14 protein-coding genes are annotated in these 12,925 nt (G+C 64.0%); 7 read left to right on the top strand and 7 right to left on the bottom strand.

What is annotated here, in order from left to right:
• The first annotated feature begins 21 nt into the window (after positions 1-21).
• Positions 22-855, top strand: coding sequence for an AraC family transcriptional regulator (locus ABLE71_RS13925; RefSeq protein WP_348784034.1), 834 nt, complete (start codon positions 22-24; stop codon positions 853-855).
• 16 nt (positions 856-871) lie between these two features.
• Here the strand turns inward: ABLE71_RS13925 and ABLE71_RS13920 are convergent, their stop codons facing one another.
• The 7 genes from ABLE71_RS13920 to ABLE71_RS13890 form a co-directional block, all read right to left on the bottom strand.
• Positions 872-1,846 (bottom strand): small ribosomal subunit Rsm22 family protein, encoded by a 975-nt coding sequence (locus ABLE71_RS13920; protein ID WP_348784033.1) that lies wholly within the window; start codon positions 1,844-1,846, stop codon positions 872-874.
• Positions 1,847-1,858: 12 nt separating this feature from the next.
• The gene (locus ABLE71_RS13915; protein ID WP_348784032.1) at positions 1,859-2,182 is read right to left on the bottom strand and encodes a YnfA family protein; all 324 of its coding nucleotides are present in this window, start codon (positions 2,180-2,182) and stop codon (positions 1,859-1,861) included.
• Between the two features lie 145 nt (positions 2,183-2,327).
• A complete protein-coding gene (locus ABLE71_RS13910; protein ID WP_348784031.1) occupies positions 2,328-3,653 on the bottom strand; it encodes a cyclopropane-fatty-acyl-phospholipid synthase family protein in 1,326 nt (441 codons plus the stop codon).
• A gap of 249 nt (positions 3,654-3,902) precedes the next feature.
• Entirely contained in the window at positions 3,903-4,484 is a 582-nt protein-coding gene (rplI, locus tag ABLE71_RS13905; RefSeq protein WP_348784030.1) for a 50S ribosomal protein L9, read from the bottom strand.
• Between the two features lie 263 nt (positions 4,485-4,747).
• Entirely contained in the window at positions 4,748-4,996 is a 249-nt protein-coding gene (gene rpsR, locus ABLE71_RS13900; RefSeq protein ID WP_348784029.1) for a 30S ribosomal protein S18, read from the bottom strand.
• On the bottom strand, positions 4,996-5,484 hold the full coding sequence (gene rpsF, locus ABLE71_RS13895; RefSeq protein WP_348784028.1) for a 30S ribosomal protein S6: 489 nt from the start codon (positions 5,482-5,484) through the stop codon (positions 4,996-4,998). The genes rpsR and rpsF overlap by 1 nt, the downstream gene beginning before the upstream one ends.
• 265 nt (positions 5,485-5,749) lie before the next feature.
• Positions 5,750-7,552 (bottom strand): LTA synthase family protein, encoded by a 1,803-nt coding sequence (locus tag ABLE71_RS13890; RefSeq protein ID WP_348784484.1) that lies wholly within the window; start codon positions 7,550-7,552, stop codon positions 5,750-5,752.
• 323 nt (positions 7,553-7,875) lie between these two features.
• Here ABLE71_RS13890 and fabD point away from each other — a divergent pair, with 323 nt between their 5' ends.
• The 6 genes from fabD to mltG all read left to right on the top strand — a co-directional run bounded on the left by fabD (position 7,876) and on the right by mltG (position 12,911).
• Positions 7,876-8,817, top strand: coding sequence for an ACP S-malonyltransferase (fabD, locus tag ABLE71_RS13885; RefSeq protein WP_348784027.1), 942 nt, complete (start codon positions 7,876-7,878; stop codon positions 8,815-8,817).
• A gap of 14 nt (positions 8,818-8,831) precedes the next feature.
• Positions 8,832-9,155, top strand: coding sequence for a hypothetical protein (locus tag ABLE71_RS13880; RefSeq protein WP_348784026.1), 324 nt, complete (start codon positions 8,832-8,834; stop codon positions 9,153-9,155).
• Positions 9,156-9,162: 7 nt separating this feature from the next.
• Positions 9,163-9,900, top strand: coding sequence for a 3-oxoacyl-[acyl-carrier-protein] reductase (gene fabG, locus ABLE71_RS13875; protein WP_348784025.1), 738 nt, complete (start codon positions 9,163-9,165; stop codon positions 9,898-9,900).
• Between the two features lie 180 nt (positions 9,901-10,080).
• The gene (locus ABLE71_RS13870; protein ID WP_121581544.1) at positions 10,081-10,317 is read left to right on the top strand and encodes an acyl carrier protein; all 237 of its coding nucleotides are present in this window, start codon (positions 10,081-10,083) and stop codon (positions 10,315-10,317) included.
• Positions 10,318-10,355: 38 nt separating this feature from the next.
• Complete coding sequence (gene fabF, locus ABLE71_RS13865; RefSeq protein WP_348784024.1) at positions 10,356-11,618, top strand: beta-ketoacyl-ACP synthase II; 1,263 nt, start codon at positions 10,356-10,358, stop codon at positions 11,616-11,618.
• Between the two features lie 96 nt (positions 11,619-11,714).
• Positions 11,715-12,911, top strand: a complete 1,197-nt coding sequence (gene mltG, locus ABLE71_RS13860) for an endolytic transglycosylase MltG (RefSeq protein ID WP_348784023.1) — start codon at positions 11,715-11,717, stop codon at positions 12,909-12,911.
• Positions 12,912-12,925: the final 14 nt, after the last annotated feature.

Genomic DNA, 12,925 nt, shown 5'->3' with positions numbered 1-12,925 from the left:
TGCTTCATGGGAGAAAGGCATTTGAACCCCGTTGCCAAGGCGCTCTGGTTTATCGAGAGCCATCTCGACAAGGACATCACGCTCGACGACGTCGCCGAAGCCAGCGGCGTCTCGCGCTTTCACATGTCGCGCGCGTTCGGCGACGCATTGGACAAATCCGTCATGCGCTATGTCCGCGCAAGGCGGCTGACCGAAGCCGCGCTGCAACTTGCCGATGGCGCGCCCGACATATTGTCGGTCGCGCTCGACGCCGGCTACGGCTCCCACGAAGCGTTCACCAGGGCGTTTCGCGAGCAGTTCGGGCTGACGCCTGAGCAACTGCGCAGCGAAGGCCAGATCGAAACAATCTTGCTCGTGGAGGCAAATCTGATGGACACTGATCAAACCCGCGCGAAACTCGAGAAACCGCGCTTCGTTGATGCCAAGCCGATGATGGTCGCCGGGATCGGCGCACGCTTCGAGTACGGCAATATGGACGGCATCCCGGCACAATGGCAGCGCTTCAATCAGCATATAGGCAGTATTCCGGGAGCGATTGATGGCGCGGCATACGGCGTCTGCACCGCCAGCGACGCCAACGGCTTCGACTATATTTCGGCCGTCGAGGTGAGCAGCTTCTCCGACCTCGATCCGACCTTCATGCGCGTACGCATTCCGGCCCAGCGCTATGCGGTGTTTTCGCATTGCGATCACATTTCTACGATCCGCACGACGATGCGCGCGATCTGGAGCGAATGGCTGCCGCACTCGGGCCGTGAGATCGAGGAATCGCCGACGCTGGAACGTTACGGCCCGGAGTTCGACCCGCGCTCGGGCAATGGCGGCCTGGAGGTCTGGTTGCCCGTCAAGCGCTGACTGGAAGATCGCCGCCTCAGCTTTCGACGGGCAGCCGGTCGCCCCAGTCCAGCCGCCTTGCACGCCTGAACAACTCGCCGTCGCGCTTGCTGACGATTTCGTCGTTGGCTGCGCCGTCGGGAAAGCAGAGCTTCAGGCCGATCCGCCCTTTGGCCGTTCTGGGCGGCGCGAGAATGCGAGCCGCGCGGTCGGCTGCAGGCTCGCGGGACGCCGCGAGGTAGATGAACTTTTCGTCCTCCCACGGCACGTCCGCACCCTTGGTCAGCCGGTGCAGCCGCGAGCGGGCGACCCGGCGCGAGAAGTGGCACCAGTCGGGTGCGGCGAGCGGGCAGGTTTCTTGATGCGGGCAGGGGGCGAGGATATGCGCGCCCGCCGCGATCAGCCGGTCGCGCGCGGCCAGGATGCGCGCCCAGCCGGCCGGCGTGCCGGGTTCGACAATGAGGAGCATGCCTAATGTCAGCGTCCAGAGCCGGTCGAGCAGCGGCCCGATCGCGTCAGGCTGAAGCTCGTCCAGCACGTAGGACAGCGTCACGAGATCGGCGTTCTCGACGGTGGGCATCGATTTCGTGGCGTCGCCGGCCAGCCATTCCGCCGCCGGCAGCGCCGCGTCCGCGGCAAGCGTTTTGCCGGTGTTGCGAACGGCTTCGCTCGCCTCGATCATCGTCGCCTTTTCGAGACCTTCCCAGCAGTCGGCCGCCGCCCAGAGCACCGAGCCGGGGCCCGCGCCGATGTCGATCAGGCTTGCAGGCGCAAAATCGGGGGCCGCCTCAGTGACGTAGCTCATGCTGGCGCGGATCGCCGCGTAGGTCGCCGGCAGGCGCGCGGCCAGATACGCCTTGACGGCCAGGACTTCGTCGAGGTGAAGCCGACCGTCGCGCGTTTCGCTGCGGTAGCGCTGAGAAAGCCGCTCCGACGCGGCGCGCAGCTGTTCGAGCGGTGTGCCCTGAAGGAAGCGGTCGACGGCCTGCCGGAGCGCGGAGGGCAGTTCCATGGTCCAGCGGCCTCAGACCGTGCGCGGCGCGAACAGGATGACCGATGCGCCAGCGATGCAGATCGCGGCCCCCGCAAGATCCCAGCGGTCCGGCCTGATGCCTTCGGCGAGCCACAGCCAGGCGAGCGACGCGGCGATATAGACGCCGCCATAGGCCGCGTAGGCGCGGCCGGCAGCGCTGGTGTCGGCGAGGGTGAGCAGCCAGGCGAACAGGATGAGCGAAGCCACGCCTGGGATCAGCCACAGCGGCGACTTGTCCAGCCGCCGCCATGACCAGAAGGCGAAGCAGCCGGCGATTTCGGCAACAGCGGCTGCGATGAAGATGGACAGGGTCATGGAGGGCTCCCGGAAGGTGGAGCCAGTTTCGGCCAGATCGGCGATTCAGGCAAATGGCCGCTTCCCCCCGTCAACGGGCAGGGTGGACAACCGCCGAAGGAGATTGGACGGATGGGGTCGGGGCGACCGGCACCTGTCTGCTTCTTCAGGCCTTCTTGTCGACCTGGCTACGCTTGGGCGCTGCGGCCTTCCTCGGCTTCGGCTTCTCGGCCTTCACCTTGTCCGCCTTCATTTCCGGCTCATGCGCGGAGCCGTGCAAGGCCAGCGCCTTTTCGCACTTCTCGATATAGCCGCGCGTGATCGGCACGGTATCGTTCTTGCGCGCCAGCTGGATCTGGAGAACCACCAGGTCCTGCCAACGGAAGGCGGCCTCCGACCCGGCGAGATAAAAATCCCACATGCGGCAGAAGCGCTCGTCGTAGATCTCCTTTGCCCGGTCGCGGTTGGCGAGGAAGCGCGCCCGCCAGTTCTTCAACGTATCGGCATAGTGGAGCCGCAGGATTTCTATGTCGCTGACGACGAGGCCGGATTTTTCAATCGCCGGCATGACCTCCGACAGAGCGGGGATGTAGCCGCCCGGAAAGATGTATTTTCGGATGAAGGCGCTGGTCGCATAGGGCGGGCCGCTGCGGCCGATCGTATGCAGCAGCATGACGCCGTCCGGCTTCAGCATCTGCGCGCATTTGTCGAAAAAAGTGCGGTAGTGGTTGATGCCGACATGCTCGAACATGCCGACCGATACGATGCGGTCGAAGCGTTCGGAAATGTCGCGGTAGTCCTTGATCTCGAAATGCACATGGTTGTCGAGATGCTCGGCCTGGGCGCGCTCTGTCGCGACCGCATGCTGCTCGGTCGACAGTGTGACGCCGAGCACTTCGGCCTCGAAGGTCTTGGCGAGATAGAGCCCGAGCCCGCCCCAGCCCGAGCCGATGTCGAGTACGCTCTGGCCCGGCTTCATCTGCAGTTTGGCGGCGATATGGCGCTTCTTGGCAGCCTGCGCCTCCTCCAGCGTCATGTCGGGCCGCTCGAAATAGGCGCAGGAATACTGCATGTCCTCGTCGAGGAAGAGCCTGTAGAGTTCGCCCGAGAGGTCGTAGTGGCGCTGCACGTTGCGTTTGGAGCGGACTGCGGTGTTCACCTGATGCAGGCGGCGGAAGGCGTGGCGCACGCCTTCGATCGCCTTCGACCACATGGCGTCGATGCCGCCCGGCCCCATATTCTGGAAAACGACGCGCAGTAGGTCGAGCGTATCGCCCTGGACGATATCGAGATCGCCATCCATGAAGGCTTCGGGAGCGGCGAGCATCGGATCGAAAGCGATCGCGCGTTCGGCGCGTGACGTCTTGATCAGGATGTGGACGGGATCGCCGGTGCCGTCGCCGAACGCGTGCGTCACGCCGTTGGGGCCCGTTATGCACAGATTCCCGGTGCGGACCAGGCCGGCGACGACACGCTGCAGCAGTTTGTTCACGGCACAGACCCCACTCCAACAGGGAACGGTTGGCCAGTGTGCCGAATTTGTCGCGGTTTGAAAAGTTCCCTCTGGCACAAAAGCTGCCTCAGGCATCGGGCCAACTGCCGGCTCCTGCCAAGCAAAACGATGCTTGCCGGCAACCAAGATCGGACATGCCGCGCCGGAAGAACAGGCCTGTGCCAAGGCCCAGAAAGCAAAAAGCCTGGGACGACCCCAGGCTTTCCGCGGTTTAGGTGGCGCAGACGGTCAGGCTTCTTCGCCGGCGGCCTCTTCCTCGTTCGGATCGAAGAACGCGTCGGGGCGGGCGTTCTCGTTGATGTCATCGCCGTAGATCGCCTCGGCAGTGGTCAAGGTCTCGCCCTTGGCCTGGCGCTCGGCCTCGTCCGCCGTGCGAGCGACGTTGAGCGTCACGGTGACCTCTACCTCGGGGTGCAGCGCGATCGCCACATTGGTCAGGCCGATGGCCTTGATCGGCTGGTTGAGCAGGATCTGGTTGCGGTTGACGCTGAAGCCTTCAGCCGTGATCAGGTCGGCGATGTCGCGCGTCGAGACCGAGCCGTAGAGCTGGCCGGTTTCGCCGGCCGAGCGGACCGCGACGAAGCTCTTGCCGTCGAGCGTCTCGGCGACCTTGCTGGCTTCCGCCTTGCGCTCGAGATTGCGCGCCTCGAGCTGTGCGCGCTGGCCCTCGAATTTATGCTTGTTGGCCTCGTTGGCGCGCAGCGCCTTGCCCTGCGGCAACAGGAAGTTGCGGGCAAAGCCGTCCTTGACCTTGACGGTGTCGCCCATCTGGCCGAGGCGGGAAATGCGTTCGAGAAGAATGACTTCCATGGTTCTGTCCTTTCGATGCCCGAAGGCCCCAAATCGCCCGAAGGCTTGAATCAAAAGACGAGGTCAGGAAGCAAGGGCGCCTGGCGCCGGTTTCGCTGTCCTGCCTGTCTGGCAGTTAGGGCGGCCATGACCCCGAAAAGTGCAGACTTCTCGGACAAGATCATGGGCAAGTGAAGCGCCCAACCCGGGATTTAATATGTGCTGCCGACCGCGCCCGTCGCGGAAGGAGCCGGCGCGGACGAACGCCCGCGCCGGTAAGCTCGTTACTTCACGATATAAGGCAGGAGCGCCAGGAAACGCGCGCGCTTGATCGCCTTGGCGAGTTCGCGCTGCTTCTTCTGGCTGACCGCCGTGATGCGCGACGGCACGATCTTGCCGCGCTCGGAAATGTAGCGCTGCAGGAGACGCACGTCCTTGTAGTCGATCTTCGGGGCATTGGCTCCGGAGAACGGGCAGGTCTTGCGGCGGCGATGAAACGGACGCCGGGTCGGGATCTGGTTGATGTCGACCATTATTCTGCAGCTCCTTCAACAGCTTCACGCGGGCGGCGCGGCGGGCGATCGTCGCGGTCGCCAAACGAACGCGGACCACGATCGCCACGGTCGCGGTCGCCGAAGCTGCGCGGGCCGCGATCACGGTCGCCGAAGCCACCGCGGTCGCCACGCTCGGAGCGCTCTTCGCGCTTCTGCATCATGGCGGAGATGCCTTCCTCATGCGCCTCGACCTTGACGGTCATGAAGCGCAGCACGTCTTCGGAGAGGCCCATCTGGCGCTCCATCTCCTTCAACGCCGCCGGCGGGCAGGTGAGGTCCATGAGGGTGTAGTATGCCTTGCGGTTCTTGTTCACCCGGTAGGTGAGGGACTTCAGTCCCCAGTTCTCAACCCGACCAACGCTGCCGCCGCCAGCGGTGATGACGCCCTTGTACTGTTCGACAAGCGCATCGACCTGCTGCTGCGACAGATCCTGCCGGGCAAGGAACACATGCTCGTATAGTGCCATTGTTCTCTAGCCTTTCGTTTCACGTCCCTGTCCGGTTCCCGCGGCAAAAGCCTCTGCAACTTGTCTGATCCTTCGGGAGCCTGGTGGGCTGCCTCGGGAGAGAAAGGCGCATTCGAGACGGTCGAGAGCGGAGACACGGGAGGCCGAAGCGCCTGCGGCTTCATCAAGGAGGCAACGCCTCCAACCCTCCGTTCAGCCCCCAGCAGGACCGGCAGATTGCGGCGGGCTATATAGGGGAAGGCCGGAAATGGCAAGCCCTGGGCGGTTACACGCCGGCCGGCCTGGGCAGGTTGGGGAAAAAGCGCTTCACCGTCCGCTGCTTGCCGAACAGCGCGTCGTACTGCAACAGCCGGAAGTCGTTGATCAGCGGGTCGATCAGTTTCTCCTGCGACCAGTCGGGCGTCGAGCCGGCCGGCGAGATCAGCACATGCCGCTCGATGACGTCGTATTTGGCGTCCACGCGGCCGAGGAAGCCTGTGTAGTATGGATGCTCGATGCCCGCCGCCTTGAACAGCTTCAACGGGATCAGCGACGGGCTGATCGCGCCGATATCCTTCATCGCGCCGTTCCTGTTCGACCAGACGACAAGCGGTGTCTCCCGGTGCAGGGCGAGCGCCTCCGGTGGCTCGCGCCGCTCCGGAACGGGCTCCTTGAGGAAGCCGGTCTCCGTATAGCCCTGGTTCAGCGGCGGCAAATGGTCGCCGAAGAAGACGATCACGGTGTGCCGGTCGCGCTTCGACGCCCAGTCCATCAGCCGTTTCAGGCTATGGTCGGCGTCGGCTATGCCCTCGGCATAGGAACGGATCGACTGGCGTGTCCAGTAGCTCGCGACCGAATCCACCTTTACCTTCGGGTCGCTATAGCGGTTCGGCTCATAAGGGCCGTGCCCCTGCAGGCTGACGGCGAAGGTGAAAAAGGGCCGGTCAGTTGCGTCCGACCGCCTGATGATTTCGTCGGTCAGCGAATCGTCCGACACCAAAGGCCCGCGCGAGGCCATCGGCGGCAGTTTCTCGATCGAGAGGAAGCGGTCGAAGCCGAACGCGTCGTAGACGTGCTCGCGGTTCCAGAACCAGCCCTCGAACGGATGAATCGCCGTCGTGTCGTAGCCCTGCGAGCGGAAGAAGTTCGCCAGCGACGGCACCGGCCCGCGGACATATTGCTGATAGGGAATGCTGCCATAGGGCAGGAAGGCGTTGGTGAAGCCGGTCAGCGCCTCGAATTCGACATTGGCGGTCATGCCGCCGAACTCGGGCGAGAACATCGAGCCGGAACGGACGGAGCGAACGGTCGGCATCGGGTCGGGCGTGATCGTCGTGCCTGGAAGCAACGTCGGGTCCCAGAACGATTCGCTCATCACCACGATGATGTCGGGCTTGTCGTCAGGCATGGCAACGCCGGTCGGGCCGGGCCGGATGGCGTCGAGCACGTCGTCCTCATAGCTCGGCGGCGCCGTGACCTTGGCCATCGGAACGTTGAGCGCGAATGCGATGGCAAAGCCGTTCGACGCATAGTTCTCCTTCTGGTCCCACATGATCGGGATGATCTGCAGCCGGTCGCGGGTCCAGGAGAAGGTGGCGAAATCCATGATGGAGGCGAAGAACGCAAGCGCCGGCAGAACGATGGCGAGCCTCGCCACGCGCATACGCCAGCGGATCGCCGGGAAGCGCCGGCGCCAATGCCGCCAGAGCGCGACGAGCAGCAGAAGCGCGACGACGCCGCCAACGCCGATCATGACTGCCGCCATAGGTCGTTCCTTGACCAAAAGCGGAGTCAGTTCGACGATCTGGCGGGAATAAAGGAAGTCGGTCGGATAGAGAGGATCGCCGAGATAGTGCGATTTCTGGTGGCCGATCGCAGCCAGCAGCAATGCGACGGGCGCGATGAACAATATGCCATTGTGACGGCGCCCGAACAGGGCATCGAAACCGATAAGCAGCAGCGCGAACAGCACGATGGTGGTCCAGCCCGGACGGAAAGGCTGCTGGAAAAAATTGAGGGTCTGCTGCAGCGAGCCGCGCGCAATGAGTTCGACCAGAAAAACCAGGACGGCCGAAAGGAGGACTGTAATCGTAAGCGACCCGGCGCGTTCAAGCGTCCGCCGCTCGCGCCAGCGGAACCCGCTGCGCCCGGTATCGGTCTCGTCCGCCGCGGGCGATATGACCGCATTCTGCTTTGCCAACTCAAGATCCTCAATGCGTCTTAGGACTGCAATCTACCTGTCATGGTTCCGTCACAAAAAACCAGTCCCTGTGTCGGAAATGAGAAGCCGGCGTGGTTTTTTCCGGGTCAGTTTTGGCATGTGGAATGGCTTCGGCAATTTGCTGCTGCCCTTGACTTGGCCATCCTGCTTGTTTCAGAGGCAGGCGTCGCAACGAAACCGGGACCCCAAGCATGGCCATCGCATTCACGTTTCCGGGGCAGGGCAGCCAGGCTCTGGGCATGGGCAAGGATCTTGCCGAGGCGTTTCCCGAGGCCCGGAAAGTGTTCGAAGAGGTCGACGACGCGCTCGGCGAGAAGCTGTCGAAGCTGATCTGGGAAGGCCCCGAAGAGACGCTGACGCTCACCGCCAACGCGCAGCCGGCGCTGATGGCGGTCTCGATGGCGGCGATCCGGGCACTGGATTCGCGGGGCTTTGTGCTGAAGGACAAGGTCGCCTACGTGGCCGGCCACTCGCTCGGGGAATATTCCGCACTTGCCGCGGCAGGCATGTTCTCGGTCGCAGACGCGGCGAAGCTTCTGCGCATCCGCGGCAACGCCATGCAGGCTGCCGTTCCAGCGGGCGTCGGCGCGATGGCGGCGATCCTCGGGCTGGATGAGCCGGCCGTCGAGGCCGCATGCGCCGAGGCCGCGCAAGGGTCGGTGTGTCAGATCGCCAACGACAACGGTGCCGGACAATTGGTGATTTCGGGCGAGAAGGCGGCTGTCGAGCGCGCCGCGAAGCTCTGCACCGACAAGGGCGCCAAGCGCGCGCTGATGCTGCAGGTTTCGGCGCCCTTCCACTCGGCGCTGATGGCGCCGGCGGCCGACGTCATGCGCGAAGCGCTGTCGAAGGTCGCCAAGCAGGCGCCGGCCGTGCCAGTGGTTTCCAACGTCGTGGTGCAACCGCTCAGCGACCCGGACGAGATCGTCAAGCGGCTGGTGGAGCAGGTGACCGGCCGCGTCCGCTGGCGCGAGACCGTCGAATGGTTCGGCGCCAACGGCGTGACGGCGCTCTATGAAGTCGGCGCCGGCAAGGTGCTTTCGGGCCTGGCGCGCCGTATCAACCGCGACGTCGCTACCGCCGCGATCGGCACGCCTGCCGACGTGGAAGCGGCGCTGGCGGCGCTTGGTTAACTGCGAGGGTAGGGATGCTCACCAAGCGGCAAACGATCAAACTATGGTTTTTGACGGTTGCCGCATTTTTGGTTTGGACTTTGGGCGGATGGCTGGTTCTTCAGCATCAGCCTGACGGCAGTCCGTTGATCCAGTGGTATTCCGGGGCTGCTGTAGGCATACTGCTGTTTGGTGTTCTGCTTACGTTTTCGATAGTCTTCTCCAGCTTGTTCCATCTGATGTTTGTCGCTACACGCGCCGACGACATCGTCCGGAAAAACGGGCACGTCCTGTATTGTGTTTTCTGGAGAGAACTGCAGGACCACATCGACAATTGCGTAAAAGCCAGCCCGAAGTGAGGGAAACATGTTCGAACTGACCGGCCGCAAGGCACTCGTGACAGGCGCTTCCGGCGGCATCGGCGAGGCGATCGCCGAGATGCTGCACGCCCAGGGCGCGATTGTCGGCCTGCACGGCACCAAGGTCGAGAAGCTCGAGGGCCTTGCCGCCAAGCTCGGCGACCGGGTCAAGATTTTCCCGGCCAACCTCTCCAACCGCGACGAGGTCAAGGCGTTGGGCCAAAAGGCCGAAGCCGAGCTCGAAGGCGTCGACATATTGGTCAACAATGCCGGCATCACCAAGGACGGCCTTTTCGTGCGCATGTCTGATGCCGACTGGGATTCCGTGCTGGAGGTCAACCTGACCGCCGTGTTCCGCCTGACGCGCGAACTGACGCATCCGATGATGCGCCGCCGCTTCGGCCGCATCATCAACATCACCTCCGTCGTCGGCGTCACGGGAAATCCCGGCCAGACCAACTATTGCGCCTCGAAGGCCGGCATGATCGGATTCTCGAAATCGCTTGCGCAGGAGATCGCCACCCGCTCGATCACCGTCAACTGCGTCGCTCCGGGTTTCATCGAATCCGCCATGACCGACAAACTGAACGACAAGCAGAAGGAGGCGATCATGGCGGCGATCCCGACAAAGCGGATGGGAACCAGCGCCGAGGTGGCATCCGCCGTCGCCTATCTCGCCTCCAACGAGGCCGGCTACGTGACCGGGCAGACCATCCACGTCAATGGCGGCATGGCGATGATCTGATCCACAGGGCCTTTTCGCCTTGGACCTCAGGGTTTTTTCGTGTAATGCGCCTCTCAACCGGGCGCTTCGCCAGGAACCCGGCCGGGAGCGTTGCGTTTCCGGCGGGCCATATCTTTGAACTTGATTAGCGCCGTTCGGGCGGCTAACGAAGACAGACACTAGTAAGGCGAGGATGCCCAAATGAGCGACACCGCAGAGCGCGTCAAGAAGATCGTTGTGGAACATCTCGGCGTCGATGCCGAGAAGGTAACCGAGCAGGCGAGCTTCATCGATGACCTCGGCGCCGACAGCCTCGACACGGTCGAACTCGTCATGGCGTTCGAAGAGGAATTCGGGGTCGAGATTCCCGACGACGCCGCCGAAACCATCCTGACGGTCGGCGACGCCGTGAAATACATCGACAAGGCTTCGGCCTGACCCCTTTCGCAGTCCCCGGCAGTTGAGGAGCGCCCGCCATGCGGCGTGTCGTCGTTACCGGCATGGGTCTCGTCTCGCCCTTGGGCGTTGGCGTCGAGCATAGCTGGCGCGAGCTCCTGACCGGGCGCAGCGCCTGCACGCGCATCACCAAGTTCGACGTCACCGACTATGCCGCCAAGATCGCGCATTCCGTACCGCGCGGCGACGGCAGCAACGGGACGTTGAATCCCGAGAGCGTGCTCGAGCCCAAGGAACTGCGCAAGATCACCGACTTCATCCTCTATGGGATCGCGGCTGCCGACGAGGCGCTGAAGGATTCCGGCTGGGAGCCGAAGACGGAGGCCGAGCGCTGCGCCACCGGCGTGCTGATGGGCTCGGGCATCGGCGGGCTGGAAGGCATCGCCGAGAACGCCATCATCCTGAAGGAACGCGGGCCGCGCCGCATCAGCCCGTTCTTCGTTCCGGCCAACATCATCAATCTGATATCCGGCCAGATATCGATCCGGCACGGGCTGAAGGGTCCGAACCACGCGGTCGTCACCGCTTGTTCGACCGGCGCGCATGCGATCGGCGACGCCGCTCGGCTGATCATCTTCGGCGATGCCGACGTGATGGTGGCGGGCGGTGCCGAAGCGCCGATCACGCCGCTCGGCGTCGCCGGCTTCGCCGCCTGCAGGGCGCTGTCGACCGAGCGCAACGACCAGCCGGAGAAGGCGTCGCGCCCCTACGACCGCGACCGCGACGGTTTTGTCCTAGGCGAAGGCGCCGGCGCCGTCATCCTGGAAGAGCTGGAGCACGCCAAGGCGCGCGGCGCTAAGATCTATGCCGAGGTGGTCGGTTACGGCCTGACCGGCGATGCCTACCACATTACGGCTCCGGCAGAGGACGGCGACGGCGCATTCCGCTGCATGACGGCGGCATTGAAGCGCGCCAATCTGACGCCGGCCGACATCGACTACATCAACGCCCACGGCACCTCTACGATGGCCGACACGATCGAGCTCGGCGCGGTCGAACGCCTAGTCGGCAACGCGGCCTCGAAGATATCCATGTCGTCGACGAAATCGTCGATCGGCCATCTGCTTGGCGGTGCGGGGGCGGTCGAAGCGATTTTCTCGCTGCTCGCCATTCGTGACAACATCGCGCCGCCGACCATCAACCTCGACAATCCCGAGCGCGAGACGGCCATAGACCTGGTGCCCAACAAGCCGCGCGCGCGGCAAATCGATGTCGCGCTGTCAAACTCCTTCGGCTTCGGCGGGACCAACGCATCGCTCGTCTTCCAACGTTACAATGGCTGAGCGCGCCCGCCTCGCCGTCAATTTTGCCATATTCGGACTTAGGCTTCCGGTCGTGCTCTCGGGGGAGAGTCGTTGCGGCAGGCAGATTGAGGCGACATGAGCATGAACCCTGCAGACAATGGGGAATTCGGCCGGCGGGCCATGCCGGCGCAGCCGATCGTTCCGAAGACGGCGAGCGAGGCTCTGCGCCCAGAACTCGGCACGCCGCCGCCGAAACGCTCGCGCGCTTCGCGCAGCCAGATCGTCGTGTTCATGAATTTCGTTGTCACCTCGGCCATTCTCGCGGTGATCGTGGCGGGTGTTGCGCTTTATGTCGGCAAGCGCGAATTCGATGGCCCTGGTCCGGCGAAGACCACGACCAATTTCATGGTTCGGCCCAACACGAGCGTCGCCGAGATAGCGGACCAGCTCGAGAGGCGCGGCCTGATCAGCGATTCGCGCATCTTCCGCATTGGCGTGCGCGCCTATGACAAGGGCAGCGTGCTGAAGGCCGGCGAGTACGAGATCAAGGCCGGCGCCTCCATGCGCGATATCGTGGACCTCCTGGAAAGCGGCAAGTCGGTGCTCGCTTCGCTCACCATCCCCGAAGGACTGACGGTCGAGCAGGCGTTTCAGCGCATCGCCGAGCATGAGGCGCTGACCGGTGACATGCCGGCCGAGATGCCGCCGGAAGGCAGCCTGATCGCCGACACCCAGCGCTTCACCCGCGGCGCCACGCGCCAGCAGATTATCGATAAGATGGTGGCCGACCAGACGCGGCTCGTCGAAAGCATCTGGAACCGACGCGTCTCCGGCCTGCCGATTGCCGACATCAACGAGTTCGTGACGCTTGCCTCGATCGTAGAGAAGGAAACCGGCGTCGCCGACGAGCGCTCGCGAGTCGCGGCCGTCTTCATCAACCGGCTGAACAAGGGCATGCGGCTGCAGTCCGACCCGACCATTCTTTATGGCCTGTTCGGCGGCAAGGGCCGGCCGGTCGACCGCCCGATCTTTCAGTCCGACATAGACAAGCCGACACCCTACAACACCTACGTCATCAACGGTCTGCCGCCTGGGCCGATCGCCAATCCCGGCCGCGAGTCGCTGGAAGCCGTCGCCAATCCGTCGAAGACCGGGGATCTCTATTTCGTCGCCGACGGCACTGGCGGCCATGTCTTTGCGGTTACGCTCGAGGAGCACAACGAGAACGTCGCCCGCTGGCGGGCAGTTCAGAAGAAGCAGGCCGCCGAGGAAGCAGCCAAGGCCGAGGCGGCTGCCGAGGGCGGCGCCGCGCCTGCGGCAACGGCGCAGTAGAAGCTGTCCGGCAA

This window comes from Mesorhizobium sp. KR9-304 (genome assembly GCF_040049215.1).
Taxonomy (GTDB): domain Bacteria; phylum Pseudomonadota; class Alphaproteobacteria; order Rhizobiales; family Rhizobiaceae; genus Mesorhizobium_K.
The sequence above is the reverse complement of the archived record's forward strand: the minus strand, read 5'-3'. Positions and strand labels throughout refer to the sequence as shown.

Excerpts from the sequence above, each read along its gene's own strand:
- ABLE71_RS13870 (WP_121581544.1), top strand. The coding sequence starts at position 10,081 with ATGAGCGACACCGCAGAGCGCGTCAAGAAGATCGTTGTGGAACATCTC.
- rpsF (WP_348784028.1), bottom strand. The coding sequence starts at position 5,484 with ATGGCACTATACGAGCATGTGTTCCTTGCCCGGCAGGATCTGTCGCAG.
- rpsR (WP_348784029.1), bottom strand. The coding sequence starts at position 4,996 with ATGGTCGACATCAACCAGATCCCGACCCGGCGTCCGTTTCATCGCCGC.
- fabD (WP_348784027.1), top strand. The coding sequence starts at position 7,876 with ATGGCCATCGCATTCACGTTTCCGGGGCAGGGCAGCCAGGCTCTGGGC.
- ABLE71_RS13920 (WP_348784033.1), bottom strand. The coding sequence starts at position 1,846 with ATGGAACTGCCCTCCGCGCTCCGGCAGGCCGTCGACCGCTTCCTTCAG.
- mltG (WP_348784023.1), top strand. The coding sequence starts at position 11,715 with ATGAGCATGAACCCTGCAGACAATGGGGAATTCGGCCGGCGGGCCATG.
- ABLE71_RS13915 (WP_348784032.1), bottom strand. The coding sequence starts at position 2,182 with ATGACCCTGTCCATCTTCATCGCAGCCGCTGTTGCCGAAATCGCCGGC.
- ABLE71_RS13880 (WP_348784026.1), top strand. The coding sequence starts at position 8,832 with ATGCTCACCAAGCGGCAAACGATCAAACTATGGTTTTTGACGGTTGCC.
- fabG (WP_348784025.1), top strand. The coding sequence starts at position 9,163 with ATGTTCGAACTGACCGGCCGCAAGGCACTCGTGACAGGCGCTTCCGGC.
- fabF (WP_348784024.1), top strand. The coding sequence starts at position 10,356 with ATGCGGCGTGTCGTCGTTACCGGCATGGGTCTCGTCTCGCCCTTGGGC.
- rplI (WP_348784030.1), bottom strand. The coding sequence starts at position 4,484 with ATGGAAGTCATTCTTCTCGAACGCATTTCCCGCCTCGGCCAGATGGGC.